The following is a 20935-nucleotide window of genomic DNA, read 5'->3' as shown; positions in this document are numbered from 1 at the left end:
GGCCGCGGAGGTTCCCGTAGCGGCGGTGTTGCCCTACATTCAGCTGGAACCCCTGCCGTGGAGATCGTGATGCGCCGTTCGTTGCTGCTGTCCGCCCTGCTGCTGGCCTTGCCGGCTCTTGCCCACGCCCAGGACGGGCAGCGCCCGGAGGTGACCGCTGCCGCCCAGCGGCTGCAGGCCAAGGTGGTGGAATGGCGGCGCGACTTCCACCAGCACCCGGAACTGTCCAACCGTGAGGTGCGCACCTCGGCCGAGGTCGCCAAGCGCCTGCGTGCGATGGGCCTGAAGCCGAAGACCGGCATCGCCCACCACGGCGTGGTGGCGATCATCGAAGGCGGCAAGCCCGGGCCGAAGATCGCCCTGCGCGCGGACATGGACGCGCTGCCGGTGACCGAACAGACCGGCCTGCCGTTCGCCTCGAAAGCCACCGACCAGTACCGCGGGCAGACCGTGGGCGTGATGCATGCCTGCGGCCATGACGCGCACACCGCCACCCTGCTCGGCGTGGCCGAAGCGCTGGTGTCGATGAAGAAGGATCTGCCGGGCCAGGTGATGCTGATCTTCCAGCCGGCCGAAGAGGGTGCACCGCCGCCGGAAGAGGGTGGTGCTGCGCTGATGCTGAAGGAAGGGCTGTTTGCTGACTTCAAGCCGGAAGCCGTGTTTGGCCTGCATGTGTTCTCCAGCGTGCAGGCCGGGCAGATCGCCGTGCGTGGTGGTCCGCTGATGGCCGCCTCGGATCGTTTCGGGATCAAGGTGATCGGTCGCCAGACGCATGGCTCGGCGCCGTGGAACGGTGTTGATCCGATCGTGGCCACCGCTGACCTGGTCGGCACCGCGCAGACCATCGTCAGCCGCCGCGCGAACCTGTCCAAGCAGCCGGCGGTGCTGACCTTCGGCGCGATCAACGGTGGCATCCGCTACAACATCATTCCGGATGAAGTGGAAATGGTCGGCACCATCCGTACCTTCGACGAAGGCATGCGGCAGCAGATCTTCGCCGACCTGCGCAATGTGGCCGAGCACACCGCCGCCGCGCACGGTGCCAAGGCGGTGACGGACATCTACGAGTCGGAGGGCAATCCGGCCACGGTGAACGACCCGGCGCTGACCGCGAAGATGCTGCCGAGCCTGCAGGCAGTGGTGGGCAAGGACAACGTGTACGAGCCACCGCTGCAGATGGGTGCGGAGGATTTCTCGCTGTACGCGAAGGAAGTGCCGGGGATGTTCTTCTTCGTCGGCTCCACCAGCGTGGGCATCGATCCGGCGACGGCGCCGGCCAACCATTCGCCGAAGTTCCTGCTGGATGAGAAGGCGCTGGATGTTGGATTCCGCGCGCTGCTGCAGGTGAGTCTGGATTACTTGAACGGTGCCGGCACTCCTGCGGGGTGAGGGTTTCCGGCAGGGCTTGCAGCCCTGCACCCGCAGAGGCCAAGGCAACAGCCGGAGCAACGGCAGAAGCCGGCTATCTGTGGGTTGGCGGGGCGGGTCCGGTGGCAGGGGACGGCGCAAGTACGTCCCTGTAGCCTCGGTCGCCGCATCCATGCGGCTCACGCCCCTGCCACCGGACCCACCCCGCCTTCGACAGTTTCCCGCGATCTGTCGGAACGGCGCTCTGCTTTGGTAGGTGTCGACCTTGGTCGACACGGGCAGACATCGAGAATGTCTGAAGGATCAGCTTTTGATTTTGATTTTCTGATCTTTTCCGTGGTGGATCGGCGGCAGAAATGTGTCCGGGGGCCGGGCGGGTGGGGCTGGCGGGGTATCCGCGCCATGGATGGCGCGGCTAAGCCTCCAGGGACGGATTCACGGCGTCCCCGCCAGCCCCATCCGCCCGGCCCACTCCCGGGAATCCAGGCTTTCGACGACCCAACACCCCACCACGGAGGGGCTCCGCCGTTGGCCGGCCCGGCCGAAGGCCCGCCCTCCGCGCGATACAATGACCCCCATGAACACCCCACAGGATTCCAGCCTCGGTCGCGAGGTCAGTTACCCGTCGCAGTACGATCCCGGCCTGCTGTTTCCCATCCCCCGCAGCGGCGCCCGCGCCGAGATCGGCCTCGACGACGCCGCGCTGCCGTTCGTCGGCCACGACCGCTGGCATGCCTTCGAGCTGAGCTGGCTCGACCCGCGTGGCAAGCCGCAGGTCGCCGTTGCCACCGTGCAGGTGCCGTGCACCTCGCCGCGGCTGATCGAATCGAAGTCGTTCAAGCTGTACCTGAATTCCCTCAACAGCACCCGTATCGACAGCGCCGAGGCACTGCGCGCGCGCATCGTCGACGACCTGTCTGCCTGCGCCGGTGCGCCGGTCCAGATCGCGTTCGGCCTGCCGGGCCTGCGTGAGACGCCGCTCGGTGAATCCATCGACGGGCTGGATGTGGAGATCGACTGCTACGGCCCGCCGCAGGCGGACTTTCTGACTGCCGACGCGGGCGAGGTGGTGGAGGAGACCCTGGTCTCGGCGCTGCTGAAGTCCAACTGCCCGGTCACCGGCCAGCCGGACTGGGCCACGGTCAGCCTGCGTTACCGTGGGCCGAAGATCGACCGCGCGGGCCTGCTGCGCTACCTGGTCAGCTACCGCGAGCACGCCGAGTTCCACGAGCAGTGCGTTGAGCGGATCTTCAGCGAAGTGTCCGCCCGCTGCCAGCCGCAGTGGCTGGAAGTGGAGGCCCGCTATACCCGCCGTGGTGGCCTGGACATCAATCCCTGGCGGGCCAGCCCCGGCATCGCTGCCCCGGCCGCGACCTACCGCGAACTGCGGCAATAACCGCCGCAGGCGGTTACGGGTAATGCCGGCCGCTGGCCGGCAACCGCAGGGAACCCGCATCCAGGGCCAGTGCAAGCCGGCCAGCGGCCGGCACTACCGGGCACCGTCTCTCCCGATTGTTCAGCCGCCCCCGGGGGCGGCTTCACATCTGCACCATCCCCATTTAACAACCGCCATGGCAACGTGCGAACCACGTAGTCATGCAGACGGGAGTTGTGGATGAGTACCGAGAAGAAAGCCGATTTCTCCGGCGTCAGTGGCAGCGTCGACAGTACCGCCGAGCAGGTGCCGAAGGCGGACTTCTCTGGCGTCAGCGCTTCGGTGGACAGCACCGCAGACGTCGTCAGCGGCGGCACCTACACCGTGCAGAAGGGTGACTCGTTGTCGAAGATCGCCAAGCAGCATCTGGGCGACGCCAATGCCTGGAAGAAGATCTTCGAAGCCAATCGCGATGTGCTTGACGACCCGGACAAGATCTTCCCGGGCCAGACCCTGAAACTGCCGCCGAAGTAAACGGCGATCGAACGCCGTCCGACAATCCCTGGGAGGAACCCCGAATGATCAAGACCACCCCGCTCCAGACCGCCCTGATCGCCGCCCTGCTGGGCAGCGTTGCCCTGGTCGGTTGCAAGAAGAAAGAAGAGTCGACCGACAACAACGCCGCGCCCGCCGCAACCGCTCCGGCCGAGCCGGCACCGGCGCCGATGACCGGCGCGCCGCCGCCGATGGCTGAAGCCGCTGCAGTCAGCGTCTCGGCGGTCACCGTGGGCAAGACCGCTGCCGCCGACAAGTCGGTTGCAACGACGGCATTGTTCGCACCGAAGGATGACGTCATCGTCTCGGTCAAGACCGACGGTGCCGCCAACAACGTCACCGTTGGCGCGAAGCTGACCTACCAGGACGGCCAGGTGGCCGGCGAACAGAACGCCACCCTGAACACCAGCGGTGCGGAAACCACCAACGTCACCTTCAAGAATGCAAAGGGCTGGCCGGCCGGCAAGTACCGCGCCGAAGTCACCGTCGATGGCAAGGCGGCCGGAACGCCGCAGGAGTTCGAGGTCAAGTAAGTCCTGCCGACTCTCTCCCGGCAGGGCTCACGATGGACGCAGCCGCGAGGCTGCGTCCTTTTTTGTTGGGCGACGGTTGGCGCTATCCACGCATGGCGTGGATCTACTGACAACCGGGCCGTGCTTCATCCACACCGTGCGTGGATGGATCACAGCGTTGCCGGCACGCAGTACCGCCGCGTATGGCGCGGCTTTGCCCCGCGCGGCTGAAAACGCGACAATGCAGGGGTTTCCCCGCCGCGCGCCCACCCTGACGGCGGCGGGGGAAGTGACACGGTTGCACGTGGCCCGGCGCTGGCGCCGGCCTTCCCCTGAGCATTGCTACAGAGTCCAAGTCCCCCATGTCCAAGATCCTCTACACGCTGACCGACGAAGCACCGTTCCTGGCCACCCAGTCGCTGCTGCCGATCGTCGACGCCTATACCTCCACTGCAGGCATCGCGGTGGAAACCCGCGACATCTCGCTGTCCGGCCGCATCCTGTCGCTGTTCCCGGAACTGCTGAGCGACGCGCAGAAGGTCAGCGACGACCTGGCCGAGCTGGGCCAGCTGGCGACCACCCCGGACGCCAACATCATCAAGCTGCCGAACATCTCCGCTTCGGTGCCGCAGCTGAAGGCGGCCATCAAGGAACTGCAGGACCAGGGCTATCCGCTGCCGGATTACCCGGAAACCCCGGCTGACGACCAGCAGCGCGACTACAAGGCGCGCTATGACAAGGTCAAGGGCAGCGCGGTGAACCCGGTGCTGCGCGAAGGCAACTCCGACCGCCGCGCACCGCTGTCGGTGAAGAACTATGCGCGCAAGCACCCGCACCGCATGGGCGCCTGGGCCTCGGATTCGAAGTCGCACGTCGCGCACATGGCTGCCGGTGATTTCTACGGCAGCGAAAAGTCGGCCACCCTGGCCAACGCCGGTTCGCTGAAGATCACCTTCCACGGCAAGGACGGCAGCACCGTCGTACTGAAGGAAAAGACCGCGGTGAAGGCCGGCGAGATCGTCGACGCCGCCGTCATGAGCCGCAAGGCACTGGCCGCCTTCATCGGCGAGCAGATCGCCGATGCCAAGGCCCAGGGCGTGCTGTTCTCGCTGCACCTGAAGGCGACCATGATGAAGGTCTCCGACCCGATCATGTTCGGCGTGGCGGTCAACGAGTTCTACAAGGACGTGCTGGCCAAGCACGCCGATGTGCTGAAGCAGGCCGGTTTCGATGCGAACAACGGCATCGGTGACCTGGCCGCACGCCTGCCGTCGCTGCCGGAAGCCACCCGCGCTGCGATCGAAGCCGACCTCGCCGCCGAGTACGCACAGCGTCCGGGCGTGGCCATGGTCAACTCGGACAAGGGCATCACCAACCTGCACGTGCCGAGCGACGTGATCGTCGACGCCTCGATGCCGGCGATGATCCGCGACTCCGGCAAGATGTGGAACGCCGAAGGCAAGCTGCAGGACACCAAGGCGGTCATTCCGGATCGTTGCTACGCCGGTGTGTACCAGGCCGTCATCGACGACTGCAAGGCGCACGGCGCCTTCGACCCGGCCACCATGGGTTCGGTGCCGAACGTCGGCCTGATGGCGCAGAAGGCCGAAGAGTACGGCTCGCACGACAAGACCTTCCAGATCGCTGCCGATGGCGTGGTCAAGGTCACTGACGATGCCGGCACCGTGGTGTTCGAGCACGCCGTGGAAGCCGGTGACATCTGGCGCATGTGCCAGACCAAGGACGCGCCGATCCAGGACTGGGTGAAGCTGGCCGTCGAACGCGCCCGCCTGAGCAGCACCCCGGCCGTGTTCTGGCTCGATGCCGCCCGCGCCCACGACGCGCAGGTCATCGCCAAGGTCGAGCAGTACCTGAAGAACCACGACACCAGCGGCCTGGATATCCGCATCCTGCCGCCGGTGGAAGCCACCGCGTTCTCGCTGGACCGCATCCGCAAGGGCGAGGACACCATCTCGGTGACCGGCAACGTGCTGCGCGACTACCTGACCGACCTGTTCCCGATCATGGAGCTGGGTACCAGCGCCAAGATGCTGTCGATCGTGCCGCTGATGGCCGGTGGCGGCCTGTTCGAGACCGGCGCCGGTGGTTCGGCCCCGAAGCACGTGCAGCAGTTCGTTGAAGAGGACTACCTGCGCTGGGATTCGCTGGGCGAATTCCTGGCCTTGGCCGCGTCGCTGGAACACCTGGGCAACCGCTACGACAACGCCGCAGCCCGCGTGCTGGCCAAGGCGCTGGACGAAGCCAACGGCCAGTTCCTGGACAACGACAAGTCGCCGTCGCGCAAGCTGGGTGGCATCGACAACCGCGGCAGCCACTTCTACATCGCGCTGTACTGGGCGCAGGCGCTGGCCGCGCAGGACGAAGACGCCGCACTGAAGGCACGCTTCGCCCCGCTGGCCAAGGCGCTGACCGACAACGAGCAGAAGATCGTTGACGAGCTGATCGCGGTACAGGGCAAGGCCGTGGACATTGGTGGCTACTACCGCCCGGACGTGGCCAAGGCCAGCAAGGCGATGCGCCCGAGCGCGACCTTCAACGCCGCGCTGGAGCAGCTGCGCGGCTGATCCATCGCCGCTCGGCCGTGACACCGGAACCCGCGCTTCGGCGCGGGTTTCTTTTTGGGCCAGGATTACTGCGGCCCTTCATCCACGCATGGCGTCGATCTACCGGGGACCAGAACCGTGACATCCATCGGCTGTCGGAATGCCGTCAAAGGGGCATGAAACTTGCCCGCGATGGCCGTCGCAGAACGGATAGGAGACAGCCTGCAACCGCCCTCGATCTGAGCAGTCGATCACGACGGCTGCCGCTGGCGATGCCCTAGCCTTGGCGACGCGAGGCCACCGGGGAGGTGGCCGCACGGGGAACACGGATGGCACGCGTGCTGGTAGTGGGAACCGACATCCAGGGCGAGCAGGCCCTGCTGCAGCGGCTGCGCGTGGCATCGGCCCTGCCGGACGGCCAGATCCGCCGCAGCCAGGACCTGGATGATTGCGATCTGCTGGTCATCCGCGATACGCCGGCGCTGCGCAACGCGGCCCAGCGCATGCGTCAGCAGCGTCCGCGACTGCAGTGCTGGATCGAAGACCTGGGCGGCCAGCTGCGTGACGGTGATGGGCACCAGGACGTGCTTGACGATGGTGCCATCGGCCGCGCGCTGCGCCGCATGCAGTTGGCACCGGAGCCCATGGCCATGCACGCACCCGCACCGATCCGTCTGGCCGATGGTGCACACGCCATCACCCGCCTGCTGCGCGAGCGGCTGCCGCTGCGACAGGGGCAGGCACTGTTGAGTGATGCGAGCGAGCCTCTGCTGCTGATGGATCTGGAGCACGACCAGGCCGTGCTGCTGCAGGAACCGGCTGCGGCGCTGGTGGAGCGTCTGGCCGATGCCTTCGAACGCCTGCAACTGGATGCGCTGACACCCGCACGCCTGCAGGCGCTGGCCGGTGAGCGGCCAGGCCAGCCACTGCGACCGCTGCTGTGGCAGTGGGCGCAACGCAGCCGCCATTGGCAGGCATTGGACGAGCGCCTGCGTGGCGCTTCAGTGAAGCTGCTGCGCTGGCCGGACTTCCGCGTACTGGGCCACGACCATGATGGCTTCCGCCTGTGTTCGCTGCTGCTCAAGCGCGCGTGCACGGTTGACGAGTGCGTGATGCTGCTCGAGTTGCCGGCTGCGGCGGTACGCGATTTCATCCATGCCGCCTACCTGTGCGGCTACGCGCAGCTGCAGACTGCACCGGCGACGCCGCTGATGGCGACAGGTGGCACCCGCACCGACAACGGCCTGCTTGCCCGCCTGTGGCGGCACCTACGCGGGAGCGAACGCAATGCGTGAGCACAAGGTGGTGGTGCTGGGCGGCATGGGCAGCGGCAAGTCGACCCTGGTACGCAGCATCGCGGTTGGCGCGGTGGTCGACACGGATGTGGCCAACAGTGATCGCCTTGGCGCCGACAAGGCGTCCACCACCGTGGCGCTGGACTACGCAGACATCGACCTGCCCAATGGCGAACGCCTGCGGTTGTACGGAACACCCGGCCAGCAGCGTTTCGATTTCCTGTGGCCGATCCTGCTGCAGGGCGCGCGTGGCGCGGTGCTGCTGCTGGATGCGCGTCGTGCCGGGCTGGCCAGCGAGCTGGAGGACTACCTGCAGGTGCTGCAGCCGTTCGCATCATCCTTGGCACTGGTGGTGGCGGTCACCCACCTGGACCAGGCACCGCAGGCCGCACTGGATGACTGGGCCGCCCGTGCCAGCCTTGACGACCAACCACTGCCGCTGCTGGCGGTGGATGCCCGCGACCGCGAACAGGGACTGTTGCTGATGGATGTACTGATGAGCGAAATGGAAGCGCACGCACTGGTGGCGGCGCATGGCTGACGGGCAGATGGCGGTACTGCCCGATGCCGGTCAGCGTGAGCGCCTGCAGCCGCTGCTGCAGGACCTGCAGCAGCGCGTGGAAGGCGTGCGCACGGTGGTGCTGGCCAGTGTCGATGGCTTCGCCCTGGTCAGTGCCGGGGCCGAAGGGCGCGGTGAGCGGCTGGCGGCGATGACCAGCGCGATGCTGGCGCTGGCCGCGGCAGTTGGCCGCGAACTGCTGCTGGGCGATCTGCAGACGCTGATGCTGGAGGCCGCGGGCGGCAAGGTGCTGATGCTGGCGATCCAGGCCGAAGGGCGCGCACCGCTGCTGCTGATGGCGGCCTGCGACCAGCGCAGCGTGATCGGCCAGGTGCTGTGGCAGAGCAGGGAATGTGGCCAGGCGATCCTGGCCGAACTCGGCGGATCGTGAGCCCGGCCGCAGGGGAACGAGGGGCTCGAACCAACATCGACAAGGGGTGCGACGTGGCTGGATTGAATGAATCGTTGAACGCACTGATGGGCATCGACGGCGCGCAGGCAGTGGCGCTGGTCGACTACGAAAGCGGCATGCTGCTGGGCGAAGCCGGTGCCGGCATGGACATGGAAGTGGCCGCCGCCGGCAACACTGAAGTGATCCGCGCCAAGATGAAGACCGCCGCGTCGCTGAACCTCAACGACAGCATCGAGGATATCCTGATCTCGCTGGGCAAGGCGTACCACATCATGCGCCCGGTGGCGAAGAAGAAGGGCCTGTTCTTCTACATCGTGCTGGACCGGACCAAATCCAACCTGGCGCTGGCGCGGCGCAAGGTGCAGGACGTAGAGGCCGATCTGGCGATCTGATCCACCGGCGCGTTGTAGAGTCGAGCTTGCTCGACTGCTTCTGCCCCTGCCTTCTGTAGAGTCGAGCCGTGCTCGACTTCGGCCAAAAGCAGTCGAGCATGGCTCGACTCTACACAAGCCACCCCACGCCAGCGTATGGTGGAGACGGTCCTCCCCGGGTACGCCGTGCATGTCAGAGCCTGTCATCGCAACCGTACTGGCGCCGCGTATTGCCGGTGCCATCCGCGATGGTTTCGAGCAGTACCATGCCCGCTTCGCGGCGATCACCGCGCGGGCGCGGCAGCGCTTCGAGCAGCGCGATTGGGCTGGTGCGCGACAGGATGCGGTCGAGCGCATCGCCCTGTACGACCTGTGCATCGCCGAGCAGATGGATGCGTTGCGCCGCCTCGCCGGTGACGCGATCGGCGAGCGTGCGCTGTGGCTGCAGGTGCACGCGCAGTACAGCGGGCTGCTGCAGGGCCTGATCGACGCCGAGCTGTACAAGACCTTCTACAACACGCTGTCGCGGCGCCTGTTCGCTACCCGCGGCGTGGACCCGGCGCTGGAATTCATTGCTTTCGACGTCGAGCCCTCCGATGCAATCACCCATCCTGTCGCGCGGCATACCTACGCGGTCTCGCCGACGCGGCCGGTGGAGGCCCTGCAACGCGTCCTGGCCGACTACCGTTTCGACATCCCCTATGCGCACCAGCTGCGCTGTGCGGCGGCCATCGCCGTGCGCCTGCAGGACGACCTCGCCCATTGGGGGGACACGCCGGTACGCAGCATCGAACTGCTCGACACGGTGTTCTACCGCGAGCGCCGCGCTTACCTGGTTGGCCGCGTGTTCGGCGAGCATCGCTTTTCGCCATGCGTGATTGCCCTGGTCAACGATGCGCGCGGCCTGCGTGCCGATGCGGTACTGACCCGGCGCCGCGATGTCGCCCATCTGTTTGGCGTGTCGCGCAGCTACTTCCAGGCTGACCTGGGCACCGTGGGCGACGCGGTGGTGTTCCTGCGCAGCCTGCTGCCGGGCAAGCCGATCGACGAGATCTACACGGTGCTGGGACGTGCCAAGCAGGGCAAGACCGAGCGCTACCGAACCTTCTTCCGCCACTTCAACGAGCATCCGCAGGAACGGCTGGTGCATGCCGAAGGCACGCCGGGCATGGTCATGGCGGTGTTCACCCTGCCCAGTTATCCATTGGTGTTCAAGCTGATCCGCGACCGTTTCGCCTGGCCCAAGGCAATGTCGCGGCAGCAGGTGGAAGAGAAGTACGCGCTGGTGTTCAATCTCGATCGTGTCGGCCGCCTGCTTGATGCGCAGCCTTATCGCCACCTGCGTTTTCCGCGCGAGCGCTTCGCGCCGGCCCTGCTGGAAGAGCTGCTGCAGCAGTGCGCGCAGAGCGTACGTGTCGATGGCGACGAGGTCGAAGTCGCACTGTGCTATGTGCAACGTCGTTTCCGTCCTTTGAACCTGTACCTGCGCGAGCAGTCCGGCGAGGCGGTGCGCGCGGCGGTGCTCGACTACGCGCAGGCGATCACCGACATGGCGCGCAACAACATCTTCCCCGGCGACATGCTGCCGAAGAACTTCGGTGTGTCACGGCACGGCCGGGCCGTGTTCTATGACTATGACGAGCTGTGCCTGGTCAGCGACTGCGTGTTCCGCGCCTGGCCGCAGCCACGCACGCCGGAGGAAGCGATGGCCGACGAGCCGTGGTTCCATGTCGGCCCGCGCGACGTGTTTCCCGAGCGCTTCGGTCCGTTCATGGGCCTGCCTGCTGCGGAGCTGGCAGCCGTGCGCGAGCACTACCGGCACCTGTTCGACCCGGGCTGGTGGCAGGGCCTGCAGGAACGCTTCGCCCGGGGTGATTATCCGGACACGCCGCCCTACGCGGGCGCACACCGGCTGGCGTGAACCGGCTGTCATGGCGGCTGGGACTGGGATAGGCTCGCCGTTCATCACCAAGGATCCGGCAATGATGCGTTCCCCACTGTTTCTCGCCCTCGCGTTGGCCGTAGGTGCCGGCGCCCCCCTGCTTGCAGGCGATGCCAGTGCGCAGACCGCACGTGCTGTACGTGCGACTGCGGAAATGAGCATGGTGCTGTCCGGTCATATCGAGGTCACGCCGGAGGGCGCGGTCCGTTCGCTGGTGCTGGACCAGAAAGCCATGGTGGCCCCGAGCATCGCCTCCTTCGTGGAAGGCACCATCGGTGGCTGGCGCTTCGAGCCCACGCTGCGCGATGGCCAGGCGGTGGCCACGCGGGCCCCTTTGCGCGTTCGCCTGCGCGGCAAGGCTGCGGCCGATGGCGGTTATGAAATCAGCATGACCAGTGTCGACTTCAGCGAGTACGATCCGAAGGCCACCGATTCGGTGACCCAGCTGCACATGACGCCGCCGCGCTACCCGGAAGCGGCCTACCGTAACGGTGGCCAGGGTGAGGTGCTGCTGTTGGTCAAGGTGGCCCGTGACGGAACGGTGGCCGATGTGGCCGCCGAGCAGGTGAACATGGCCGTGGTCGCACCTGAGCGGACCCTGGCGAAGATGCGCGACATCCTGGCCAGAGCCAGTGTCAGCACCGCCCGCACGTGGACCTTCAAGCCGCCGACCACCGGCGAGGACAGCACCCGGGACAGCTGGACGGTTCGCATCCCGGTGAACTTCGCCCTGAACAATGATCCCAATGCAGTGGCGGAACGCTATGGCCGCTGGCGCGCCTTCATTCCGGGGCCGCGGCAGACCGTCCCGTGGCGCGAGGCGGACCCGGTCGAGCAGGTCGGCAGCGATCTGCTGCCGGAAGGCGGCGTCTACATGGTGGATGGCGCCAAGCGCGGCCTGCGCCTGCTGACCCCGCTGGCGCAGGGCTGAGACCCGCTGCGGAGCCGGGCAGCCCGGCTCCGCGTCAGTCGGCGTACGGGTAGACCACCACCCGGTTGCGGCCCTGTTCCTTGGCCATGTACAGGGCCTTGTCGGCCAGCCGCAATGCCTGCTCGGCGTCGACATGGAAGCTGGGGAAGTGGGCCACGCCCAGCGATACGGTGATGGTGCCGACCGGTTCGAACGGATGGTCGGCGATGTGCTGGCGCAGGCGTTCACCGGCCTGGCGGGCCGATTCAGTACTGATGCCCGGCAGCAGCAGCAGGAATTCCTCGCCGCCGGCGCGGCAGAGGATGTCGCTGTCGCGCGAGTAGCGGCGCATCTGGTCGGCGATGTGGACGATGGCGTTGTCGCCGACGTCATGCCCGTAACTGTCGTTGATCGACTTGAAGCGATCGATGTCCAGCGCCAGGATCGCGAACGGAATGCCCTGCACCTGCAGCGCATCCAGCGCCTGCTGCAGCCCGCGGCGGTTGAGCAGGCCGGTCAGCGGGTCGGTGCGGCTGGCACGGTTGAGCGTGCCGATACGATCCTGCAGCGCATTGAAGCTGTGCAGCACCGCCTGTTTGAGCTGGGCGACCTCGAAGTACCAGGCGCGGATGCCGCTGACGTGGTTGATCGCGTTGCCGGTGTCCTCGCCGCCCTGCACGTTGCGCGCCAGTTGCCACAGCGGCATCGAAATGCGGCGTGCGAACCACCAGGTGACCAGCAGCGACAGCAGGCCGAGTGGAATCGCATTCCAGATCACTGCGGTCATCAACCGCGACAGCGGCTGCAGGGTGGCCTCGGTCGGGCGCTGCGCGATGATGCCCCAGCCGGTGGCCGCCACCGGTGCATAGCCGGCCAGCATCGACACGCCGCGGTTGTTGCGTACCTGCTGTGCGCCCCGTTCTCCGCGCACCACGGCCTTCACCGCCGGGTTGCCGACCACGTAGTCACCCACCCGCTTGCCATCGGCGTGGTACAGCAGGCGGCCATTGCGGTCCACCACGTACAGGTAGGAACCGTCGCGGTAGTAGTGCTTGCCCAGCAGCGTGTGCAGTGCACTGCGCTGGCGCAGGTACAGGGTGCCGCTGACATAGCCGCGATAGCGGCCCTGGCGGTCGAAGATCGGGTGCGACAGCGACACCAGCAGCTTGCCGGTGGCCGATTGGTACGGATCACTGATCATCGGCTGGCGCGCCGCCAGTGCCGCGTTGTTGCCGACACTGTGCAGCACTTCACCCTGCAGCTGCAGGGTCTGCGGCGAGGTGGCGATCACCAGGCCGTCGGCGTCCACCACCAGCGAGGAGTTGAAGCTGCTGGACTGCAGCTGCAGGCGGCTGGCTTCATCCTGGGCCTGCTTCGGATCAAGGTCGTCCTCGCCCAGGCGGGTCGCGGCATAGGCCAGCTGCTGCTGCGCGGCCAGCAGGAAGTTCTGGGTGGTCTCGGCCAGCTTGGTGGCGTAGACGCGGTTGGCTTCCAGGGTATTGCCGACCAGCTGGTCGCGCTGCACCCGGTAGCTGGCCAGCAGGGTGTTGGCCAGCGCGATGATGGCGCTGAGCAGGGCCAGGGCGAGGATCAGCTTGCCCAGGTTGAGGCGGGGAGACAGCGTTCGCATGCGTCGACGGATCCGGCAGGAGGCTGGACCCGACCGGTTCTCCGGAAGGGGCGACAGCGGGAATCGGTGGCAGGGCCCACGGGGGCCGGGCAGGGTATCGCGCGGATTATCGCCAAAAGCAGGCGCCAGCGAAGTGAAGTGCGTCGCCCTGCAGGCAAAAAAAAACCTGCCGCAGCGAGCGGCAGGTTTCTTCTGATGCAGCGCCAGGGATCAGCGCTTCATCGAACCGAAGAATTCGTCGTTGGACTTGGTGTTCTTCATCTTGTCCAGCAGGAACTCCATCGCGGCCATTTCATCCATCGGATGCAGCAGCTTGCGCAGGATCCAGATTTTCTGCAGCAGCTCCGGCTCGATCAGCAGGTCTTCGCGGCGGGTGCCGGAACGGTTGATGTCGATGGCCGGGAACACGCGCTTTTCAGCGATACGGCGGCTCAGGTGCACTTCGCTGTTGCCGGTGCCCTTGAACTCTTCGTAGATCACCTCGTCCATCTTCGAGCCGGTATCGACCAGCGCGGTGGCGATGATGGTCAGGCTGCCGCCTTCTTCCACGTTGCGCGCGGCACCGAAGAAGCGCTTCGGGCGGTGCAGGGCGTTGGCGTCGACACCACCGGTCAGCACCTTGCCCGAGCTCGGCACCACGTTGTTGTAGGCGCGGGCCAGGCGGGTGATCGAGTCGAGCAGGATCACCACGTCCTTCTTGTGCTCGACCAGGCGCTTGGCGCGCTCGATGACCATTTCGGCCACCTGTACGTGGCGCGCGGCCGGCTCGTCGAAGGTCGAGCTGATGACCTCGCCGCGCACCGTGCGCTGCATTTCGGTCACTTCTTCCGGGCGCTCGTCGATCAGCAGCACGATCAGGTGCACGTCCGGATGGTTGGTGGTGATGGCGGTGGCGACCTGCTGCATCATCATGGTCTTGCCGGCCTTCGGCTGCGACACGATGAGCGAGCGCTGGCCCTTGCCCTGCGGGGCCATCAGGTCGAGGATGCGGCCGGTGATGTCTTCCGACGAACCGTTGCCGCGCTCCAGGGTGAAGCGGCGGCGCGGGAACAGTGCGGTCAGGTTCTCGAACAGCACCTTGTTCTTCGACGCTTCGATCGGCTCGCCGTTGATGGTGTCGACGATGTTCAGCGCGAAGTAGCGCTCGCCGTCCTTCGGGAAGCGGATGCGGCCGGAGATGTGGTCGCCGGTGCGCAGGTTGAAGCGGCGGATCTGGCTGGGCGAGATGTAGGTGTCGTCCGGGCCGGCCAGGTAGCTGGCTTCGGCCGCGCGCAGGAAGCCGAAGCCGTCCGGCAGGATTTCCAGCACGCCGTCGGCGGCGACGCCGTCACCGTGGCGGGTCAGCACCTTCAGCAGGGCGAAGATCACGTCCTGCTTGCGGGCACGGGCCACGCCTTCGGAGATCTGCAGCTGCTCGGCGATTTCCAGCAGCTTCTGTGCCGGCATGCGCTTGAGGTCGCTCAGCGAGTAGACCGGGAAGCCCTCGGGCACGTTGGCGTGCGGGCGCGGCACGAACGGCTGCTGCTCGCCGCCGTCGTTGGGCAGGCCATCGTCGCGGAAGCGGTTGTTGCGGTCACGGTCGCGGCGGTTGCGGAAGCGGTCACGGCGGTTGCCCTGACCTTGCCCCTGGCCCTGCTGGCCGTTCTGGTTGTACGGGTTCTGGCCCTGGTTCTGGCCACCCCCCTGGTGGTTCTGCTGGCGCGGCTGGCCGGATTCGCGACCCTCACCGCCTTCGCCACCGCCACTGCTGGCGGGGGCCTCGGCGGCGGGCGCGCTCGGTGCAGGGGCAGCAGCCGGTGCCTCGGGCGCGGCGGCCAGCGGCAGGGTCGGCTGCGCCGGCGCGGCGCTGGTTTCGGCGGCTGCCGGAGCGGCGGCCTTGCTCACGCGGGGCTTGCGCACGCGCTTTTCGGCGGGCGCATCGGCGCTGCCGGTTTCGGAAGTGTTATCGGACAAGAGCGTTATTCCTCGCTTGAAGGTGCGAGCGCCCGGCTGGGGCGGCGAACGTTGGGAATGGGTCTGGAAGAAACTGCGTCCAGAGGGTGCGGCACGCGAACGCGGCCGGATATGCCGACACTATCATCGGCCTGCGGCGCCACGCAAGGGTCGCCGGGAACAGCATTCATCATGGGCGCGGGGCGCCCGCCGGCAGCCGCGGTCGGCGGCTGCCGGAGAACAGCAGGATCAGGCCAGGGCCTTGTCCAGCAGGCCGGCCAGCTGGGCCTTGCCCACCGCACCGATCTGCTCGCCGACCTTCTCGCCGTCCTTGAACACGACCAGGTACGGAATCGAACGCACGTGGTACTTGGCGGCCAGCGCACGGTTGTGGTCGACGTTGACCTTGGCGATCTTGGCGCGGCCCTGGTAGGCATCGGCCAGTTCGTCCAGCGCCGGGGCGATCATCTTGCACGGGCCACACCACTCGGCCCAGAAATCGACCAGCACCGGTTCCTTGGAATTCAGCACTGCGCTATCAAAGTCGGCGTCGCCGACATGTACAACCTTGTCGCTCATCTTGGTTTCTCGTCTTGGATTGCACCCGGCCATGCCGGAGGTGGGTGAACTGGGCCATGCCCGGTGGCGCGACCCTCGTCGTTGCCTCGCGGCGCACTGCCGCGGTGCGTTCGGCGGGATGCCTGGACGCTCACGGCCGGCAGTGTACCCCTATCGCAGGGCGGGGACAGGCGCCGGCTGGAACCCAGCGTATCGTGATCGCTTCGATGCCTGGTATGTGTCGGATTTCACTGTCTTCCTGTACATGGGGCTGGCAGCGGGCGACACCAACGGCCCTGGCAGGGCCGTTCAAGTCCGGTGTGGCTGGGTGAAGGGTGCCGTCTCTTGACTTTATGAGACAGCTCATTCCGGTTTGCCGGCCCGAGTGCGTTAAACTGGGGCATTGTGCGGCGCGCGGACCGGGTGGTCCCAGCCTGCCAACCCGCCGCAGGGGCCGCAGTTTGCGACGGTGCCCCTAGACGATGAAGTGCCAGCCGCCCCACGGGCCGGCGGCCATACCAAGACGGACTCATGAGCGACAAACCGCTGACCGATTTGACCTTCTCCTCCTTCGAGCTGCATCCGGCCCTGCAGGCCGGCCTTGAAGGAGCCGGATTCACCCGTTGCACCCCGATCCAGGCGCTGACCCTGCCGGTCGCGCTGCCCGGTGGTGATGTTGCCGGCCAGGCCCAGACCGGCACCGGCAAGACCCTGGCCTTCCTGGTCGCTGTCGTGAACCGCCTGCTGACGCGTCCGGCCCTGGCCGACCGCAAGCCGGAGGATCCGCGCGCGCTGATCCTCGCCCCGACCCGCGAACTGGCCATCCAGATCCACAAGGATGCAGTGAAGTTCGGTTCCGACCTGGGCCTGCGTTTCGCTCTGGTCTACGGCGGCGTGGATTACGACAAGCAGCGCGAACTGCTGCAGCAGGGCGTGGACGTGATCATCGCCACCCCGGGCCGCCTGATCGACTACGTGAAGCAGCACAAGGTGGTCTCGCTGCACGCCTGCGAGATCTGCGTGCTGGACGAAGCCGACCGCATGTTCGACCTGGGCTTCATCAAGGACATCCGCTTCCTGCTGCGCCGCATGCCGGAGCGCACCACCCGCCAGACCCTGCTGTTCAGCGCCACCCTCAGCCACCGCGTGCTGGAGCTGGCCTACGAGCACATGAACGAGCCGCAGAAGCTGGTGGTCGAAGCCGAGACGGTCACTGCCGCACGCGTGCGCCAGAAGCTGTACTTCCCGGCCGACGAAGAGAAGATCCCGCTGCTGCTGGGCCTGCTGTCGCGCAGCGAAGGCGCCCGCACCATGGTGTTCGTCAACACCAAGGTGTTCGTCGAGCGCGTCGCCCGTTCGCTGGAAAAGGCCGGTTACCGCGTCGGCGTGCTGTCCGGCGACGTGCCGCAGAAGAAGCGTGAGAGCCTGCTCAACCGCTTCCAGAAGGGCCAGCTGGAAATCCTGGTGGCCACCGACGTGGCCGCGCGCGGCCTGCACATCGACGGCATCAAGTACGTCTACAACTACGACCTGCCGTTCGACGCCGAAGACTACGTGCACCGCATCGGCCGTACCGCCCGCCTGGGCGAGGAAGGCGATGCGATCAGCTTCGCCTGCGAACGCTATGCGATGAGCCTGCCGGACATCGAGGCCTACATCGAGCAGAAGATTCCGTCCGAGCCGGTCACCAAGGAGCTGCTGACCGCGCTGCCGCGCCCGGAACGCCCGGCCCCGGCTGCAGGCGAGGAAGGCGAGGACAACGAAAGCGTCGGCCAGATCTTCCGCGAAGCGCGCGAAGCCCGCGCCGCCGAGGAAGAGCGTCGTGGCGGTGGCCGCAGTGGTGGCCGCTCCAGCGGTGGCCGCGGTGAGCGTCGCGACGGTGAGCGCAGCGGCGAGCGCCGTTCGCGTGGCCCGCGCAAGCCGCGCGTGGAAGGCGAGCAGGCTGCGGCCGCTCCGGTGGAAGGTGCTGAAGCCGCTGTCGCCCAGGCTCCGCGCCCGCCGCGTCCGCCGCGTGCCGAAGGTGCGCCGGAAGGTGCGGTGGATGGCGAGCGCAAGCCGCGCAAGCGTCGTCGTCGTCGCCACGGCCGTCCGGTCGAAGGTGCCGAAGGCGTGCAGGCCACGGCCGGCAATGGCGCCAGCCCGGTCACCCCGGTGCAGGTGGTGGCCAAGCCGGTGCGCACCGCGGCCGATACCGGTGATTCGTTCCTGACCCGCATCGGCCGCAAGATCCGCCGGATGCTGTCGGGCAGCTGATCGGCCGATGGTGGTGCCCCATGGGGCAGGGTAGTGCCGGCCGCTGGCCGGCAACCCACGAAGCTGCCGGCCAGCGGCCGCGCCGGTGGGGGCGCCCCGTGGGGGCGGCGGGGGGGGGCCGGGCGCCCCCCCCCCCCCCCGCCGCCCCCCCCCCCCCCGCCACTACCGATGGCGCTACCGATCCGTCGCGCTGGTCCTGCATAATCGGGGCATGAGTGTCCTGCGCTTCGACAATGTCAGCAAACAGTACGCCGGTGGCCACGAGGCGCTGACCGATGTCAGCTTCGAGGTCGCGCCGGGCGAGATGCTGTTCGTCACCGGCCATTCCGGTGCGGGCAAGAGCACCCTGCTCAAGTTGATCCACCTGGACGAGCGGCCCAGCCGCGGCGCGGTGGTGTTCGACGAGCGCAACCTGCTGAAGGTGCGCGGTGGCGACGTGCCCCGCCACCGACGCGCGGTGGGGGCGGTCTATCAGGACCACCGCCTGCTGATGGACCGCTCCATCGCCGAGAACGTGGCGCTGCCGCTGATCCTGCGCGGCACCCGCCGTAGCGACATCAACAAGCGTGTGCGCTCGGTGCTCGAGCGGATGGGCCTGGGCCATCGCGAGAAGGCGCTGCCCTCGCAGCTGTCGGCCGGTGAGCAGCAGCGCGTCGGCATCGCCCGCGCCATTGTCGGTGAGCCCAAGCTGCTGGTGGCCGATGAGCCGACCGGCAACCTCGACCCGACCCTGGCGGCGGAGATCATGGCCCTGTTCGCCGAGCTGCCCGCGCGCGGCACCAGCGTGCTGGTGGTCAGTCACGACCTGCCGCTGCTGCGCCGCATGCGCAAGCGCGTGCTGATCCTTGACCACGGCCGGCTGGTGGATGACATCTCGCCGCAGGACCTGGCGGAGTAATCGATGGCGAAGAACGAAAACAGCGAAGCCGCCGCCCCGTCGCGTGTGGGCGTCTGGTTCCAGCACCACGTGCACAGCGTGGTGTTCAGCCTCGGCCGCGCCTGCCGCAAGCCGTGGGCGACCCTGCTGACGGTGATGGTCATGGCGCTGGCGCTGGCCCTGCCGCTGGGCCTGTCGATCGCGCTGGACAACCTCAAGCAGTTCGCCGGCAGCGTGCAGCAGTCGCGCGACATCAACGTGTTCCTGAAGGGCAATGTCGATGGTCCCGGCGCGCTGCGCCTGGCGGGCCAGCTGCGTGACCGCGACGACGTGGCCGAAGTGAACGTGCGCACGCCCGAGCAGGGCCTTCAGGAACTGCGCGACGCCGGCCTCGGCGAGGCGATCGATGCACTCAACGACAACCCGCTGCCCTCGCTGCTGGTGATCACCCCCGGCCAGGGCAAGGACGACGCACGCCTGGCGCGCGCGCTGGAAAGCCTGCCCGAGGCCGACCTGGTGCAGCACGATGCGCTGTGGCGGCAGCGCCTGGATGCCTGGCTCGCGTTCGGTGCGCGGCTGGTGCAGGTGCTGTCGGTGCTGCTCGGCGTGGGCGCCGCGCTGGTGGTCGGCAACACCGTGCGCCTGGACATCCAGGCCCGCCGCGAAGAGATCGGCGTGCTGCAGCTGCTCGGCGCCAGTGATGGCTTCATCCGCCGCCCGTTCCTGTACCTGGGCGCGTGGTATGGCCTGGGTGCCGGCGCGGTGGCGCTGGCCCTGATTGCTGCGGCCGGCGCCGCCCTGCGCGTGCCGCTGGCCGAACTCTCGCGCAGCTACGGCAGCCCGTTCGTGCTGCACGGCCTGGACCTGCTGCATGGCAGCCTGGTCCTGCTCGGCACACTGCTGCTGGGCTGGCTGGGCGCGTGGCTGGTGACCGGCCATTTCCTTCGCCAGACCCGCCCGACCGATACCTGAGACCGGCATGCAACCGCAAGCGCTGAAGCACCTTGAAGGGCCCGCGACGCGGGTGATGGTGGTCGATGGGTCAAAGCTGGTCCGCAAACTGATCGCCGACGTCCTGCAGCGCGACCTGCCGGGCGTGGAAGTGATCGGCTGCGACAGCATCGAGGATGCGCAGCTGGCGCTGGCGCAGGGCCCGGTGGATCTGGTGACCACCTCGCTGACCCTGCGTGATGGCGACGGCCTGGCACTGGCGCGGATGGTCCGCGAAGCCGCAGGCCAGGCCTATGTGCCGGTGATCGTGGTCTCCGGCGATGCCCAGCAGCATCTGGAGCAGCGCCGCTTCACCGAGTACGTCACCGACTATTTCGACAAGGCGCTGGGCCACGAGGCACTGGCGACCTTCATCCGCGGCTACGTGCAGCCGCAGACCATTCCCGGCGCCACCATCCTCTACATCGAGGACAGCCGCGTGGTCGCCGAGGCCACCAAGCGCATGCTGGAACGCCAGCAGTTGAACGTGCTGCACGTGGTCAGCGCCGAAGAGGCGTTCACCCTGCTCACTGCCGAGTCGCTGGGCCGCAGTCGCCACCGCATCGACCTGGTGCTGACCGACGTCACCCTGAAGGGCGAACTGAGCGGTCGCGACGTGGTGCAGCGCGTGCGCGTGGACTTCGGCTACGGCAAGCGTCGCCTGCCGGTGCTGGTGATGACCGGCGATGGCAACCCGCACAACCAGACCGGGCTGCTGCAGTCCGGTGCCAACGACCTGGTGCTCAAGCCGATCGAAGAGCGCCTGCTGGTCACCAAGGTGCTGTTCCAGCTGCGCCTGGCCCGGTTGAACGATGGACCCCTGATTCGATGA

The 20935-nt window shown here is 67.5% G+C and carries 18 protein-coding genes; 15 read left to right on the top strand and 3 right to left on the bottom strand.

Annotated features, from left to right (window positions below; translation table 11 throughout):
* The first annotated feature begins 69 nt into the window (after positions 1-69).
* The 11 genes from V3B25_RS06150 (at position 70) to V3B25_RS06100 (ending at position 11884) form a co-directional block, all read left to right on the top strand.
* Positions 70-1389, top strand: a complete 1320-nt coding sequence (locus V3B25_RS06150; RefSeq protein ID WP_329810316.1) for a M20 family metallopeptidase — start codon at positions 70-72, stop codon at positions 1387-1389.
* A 556-nt stretch (positions 1390-1945) separates the two neighbouring features.
* Complete coding sequence (gene queF / locus V3B25_RS06145) at positions 1946-2764, top strand: NADPH-dependent 7-cyano-7-deazaguanine reductase QueF (protein WP_329810315.1); 819 nt, start codon at positions 1946-1948, stop codon at positions 2762-2764.
* A 219-nt stretch (positions 2765-2983) separates the two neighbouring features.
* A complete protein-coding gene (locus V3B25_RS06140; RefSeq protein WP_005419771.1) occupies positions 2984-3277 on the top strand; it encodes a LysM peptidoglycan-binding domain-containing protein in 294 nt (97 codons plus the stop codon).
* 44 nt (positions 3278-3321) lie between these two features.
* Positions 3322-3831 (top strand): hypothetical protein, encoded by a 510-nt coding sequence (locus V3B25_RS06135; protein ID WP_121504242.1) that lies wholly within the window; start codon positions 3322-3324, stop codon positions 3829-3831.
* Between the two features lie 341 nt (positions 3832-4172).
* Positions 4173-6395: an NADP-dependent isocitrate dehydrogenase gene (locus V3B25_RS06130; protein WP_049401649.1), complete on the top strand. Its 2223-nt coding sequence runs from the start codon at positions 4173-4175 to the stop codon at positions 6393-6395.
* 308 nt (positions 6396-6703) lie between these two features.
* Positions 6704-7669 (top strand): hypothetical protein, encoded by a 966-nt coding sequence (locus tag V3B25_RS06125; RefSeq protein WP_329810314.1) that lies wholly within the window; start codon positions 6704-6706, stop codon positions 7667-7669.
* On the top strand, positions 7662-8210 hold the full coding sequence (locus V3B25_RS06120; protein ID WP_071229345.1) for an ATP/GTP-binding protein: 549 nt from the start codon (positions 7662-7664) through the stop codon (positions 8208-8210). Before V3B25_RS06125 ends, V3B25_RS06120 begins: the two co-directional genes overlap by 8 nt.
* Positions 8203-8619, top strand: coding sequence for a roadblock/LC7 domain-containing protein (locus tag V3B25_RS06115; protein ID WP_049401646.1), 417 nt, complete (start codon positions 8203-8205; stop codon positions 8617-8619). The genes V3B25_RS06120 and V3B25_RS06115 overlap by 8 nt, the downstream gene beginning before the upstream one ends.
* A gap of 53 nt (positions 8620-8672) precedes the next feature.
* Positions 8673-9032 (top strand): hypothetical protein, encoded by a 360-nt coding sequence (locus V3B25_RS06110; RefSeq protein WP_049424080.1) that lies wholly within the window; start codon positions 8673-8675, stop codon positions 9030-9032.
* Between the two features lie 169 nt (positions 9033-9201).
* Positions 9202-10932 carry a bifunctional isocitrate dehydrogenase kinase/phosphatase gene (gene aceK / locus V3B25_RS06105; RefSeq protein ID WP_049424082.1) on the top strand — a complete coding sequence of 577 codons (1731 nt, stop codon included), beginning with the start codon at positions 9202-9204 and terminating at the stop codon, positions 10930-10932.
* Positions 10933-10993: 61 nt separating this feature from the next.
* Positions 10994-11884 (top strand): energy transducer TonB, encoded by an 891-nt coding sequence (locus V3B25_RS06100; protein WP_329810313.1) that lies wholly within the window; start codon positions 10994-10996, stop codon positions 11882-11884.
* Between the two features lie 34 nt (positions 11885-11918).
* Here V3B25_RS06100 and V3B25_RS06095 read toward each other — a convergent pair whose 3' ends face one another.
* The 3 genes from V3B25_RS06095 to trxA form a co-directional block, all read right to left on the bottom strand.
* A complete protein-coding gene (locus V3B25_RS06095) occupies positions 11919-13493 on the bottom strand; it encodes a sensor domain-containing diguanylate cyclase (RefSeq protein ID WP_032130287.1) in 1575 nt (524 codons plus the stop codon).
* Positions 13494-13703: 210 nt separating this feature from the next.
* Entirely contained in the window at positions 13704-15446 is a 1743-nt protein-coding gene (rho, locus tag V3B25_RS06090; RefSeq protein ID WP_029379723.1) for a transcription termination factor Rho, read from the bottom strand.
* Between the two features lie 228 nt (positions 15447-15674).
* Positions 15675-16004, bottom strand: a complete 330-nt coding sequence (gene trxA, locus V3B25_RS06085; RefSeq protein WP_005411275.1) for a thioredoxin — start codon at positions 16002-16004, stop codon at positions 15675-15677.
* Positions 16005-16514: 510 nt separating this feature from the next.
* On the opposite strand from trxA, the gene rhlB reads away from it, so the two are divergent.
* The 4 genes from rhlB to V3B25_RS06065 all read left to right on the top strand — a co-directional run bounded on the left by rhlB (position 16515) and on the right by V3B25_RS06065 (position 20935).
* Positions 16515-18236, top strand: a complete 1722-nt coding sequence (gene rhlB / locus V3B25_RS06080) for an ATP-dependent RNA helicase RhlB (RefSeq protein WP_329810312.1) — start codon at positions 16515-16517, stop codon at positions 18234-18236.
* 211 nt (positions 18237-18447) lie between these two features.
* Positions 18448-19134 (top strand): cell division ATP-binding protein FtsE, encoded by a 687-nt coding sequence (ftsE, locus tag V3B25_RS06075; protein WP_032129538.1) that lies wholly within the window; start codon positions 18448-18450, stop codon positions 19132-19134.
* Positions 19135-19137: 3 nt separating this feature from the next.
* Positions 19138-20085: a permease-like cell division protein FtsX gene (ftsX, locus tag V3B25_RS06070; RefSeq protein WP_010481047.1), complete on the top strand. Its 948-nt coding sequence runs from the start codon at positions 19138-19140 to the stop codon at positions 20083-20085.
* A 7-nt stretch (positions 20086-20092) separates the two neighbouring features.
* The gene (locus V3B25_RS06065; protein ID WP_032129540.1) at positions 20093-20935 is read left to right on the top strand and encodes a response regulator; all 843 of its coding nucleotides are present in this window, start codon (positions 20093-20095) and stop codon (positions 20933-20935) included.

It is taken from the genome of Stenotrophomonas sp. SMYL8, from assembly GCF_036320065.1.
Taxonomy (GTDB): domain Bacteria; phylum Pseudomonadota; class Gammaproteobacteria; order Xanthomonadales; family Xanthomonadaceae; genus Stenotrophomonas; species Stenotrophomonas maltophilia_A.
This window is presented reverse-complemented; position numbering and strand designations above follow the sequence as displayed.

What these genes read in the sequence shown, in the direction of transcription:
- V3B25_RS06100 (WP_329810313.1), top strand. Translation starts at nt 10,994, where the DNA reads ATGATGCGTTCCCCACTGTTTCTCGCCCTCGCGTTGGCCGTAGGTGCC.
- trxA (WP_005411275.1), bottom strand. Translation starts at nt 16,004, where the DNA reads ATGAGCGACAAGGTTGTACATGTCGGCGACGCCGACTTTGATAGCGCA.
- V3B25_RS06125 (WP_329810314.1), top strand. Translation starts at nt 6,704, where the DNA reads ATGGCACGCGTGCTGGTAGTGGGAACCGACATCCAGGGCGAGCAGGCC.
- V3B25_RS06130 (WP_049401649.1), top strand. Translation starts at nt 4,173, where the DNA reads ATGTCCAAGATCCTCTACACGCTGACCGACGAAGCACCGTTCCTGGCC.
- ftsE (WP_032129538.1), top strand. Translation starts at nt 18,448, where the DNA reads ATGAGTGTCCTGCGCTTCGACAATGTCAGCAAACAGTACGCCGGTGGC.
- V3B25_RS06150 (WP_329810316.1), top strand. Translation starts at nt 70, where the DNA reads ATGCGCCGTTCGTTGCTGCTGTCCGCCCTGCTGCTGGCCTTGCCGGCT.
- V3B25_RS06095 (WP_032130287.1), bottom strand. Translation starts at nt 13,493, where the DNA reads ATGCGAACGCTGTCTCCCCGCCTCAACCTGGGCAAGCTGATCCTCGCC.
- V3B25_RS06135 (WP_121504242.1), top strand. Translation starts at nt 3,322, where the DNA reads ATGATCAAGACCACCCCGCTCCAGACCGCCCTGATCGCCGCCCTGCTG.
- V3B25_RS06115 (WP_049401646.1), top strand. Translation starts at nt 8,203, where the DNA reads ATGGCTGACGGGCAGATGGCGGTACTGCCCGATGCCGGTCAGCGTGAG.
- queF (WP_329810315.1), top strand. Translation starts at nt 1,946, where the DNA reads ATGAACACCCCACAGGATTCCAGCCTCGGTCGCGAGGTCAGTTACCCG.
- V3B25_RS06140 (WP_005419771.1), top strand. Translation starts at nt 2,984, where the DNA reads ATGAGTACCGAGAAGAAAGCCGATTTCTCCGGCGTCAGTGGCAGCGTC.
- V3B25_RS06065 (WP_032129540.1), top strand. Translation starts at nt 20,093, where the DNA reads ATGCAACCGCAAGCGCTGAAGCACCTTGAAGGGCCCGCGACGCGGGTG.
- V3B25_RS06120 (WP_071229345.1), top strand. Translation starts at nt 7,662, where the DNA reads ATGCGTGAGCACAAGGTGGTGGTGCTGGGCGGCATGGGCAGCGGCAAG.
- ftsX (WP_010481047.1), top strand. Translation starts at nt 19,138, where the DNA reads ATGGCGAAGAACGAAAACAGCGAAGCCGCCGCCCCGTCGCGTGTGGGC.
- aceK (WP_049424082.1), top strand. Translation starts at nt 9,202, where the DNA reads ATGTCAGAGCCTGTCATCGCAACCGTACTGGCGCCGCGTATTGCCGGT.
- rhlB (WP_329810312.1), top strand. Translation starts at nt 16,515, where the DNA reads ATGAGCGACAAACCGCTGACCGATTTGACCTTCTCCTCCTTCGAGCTG.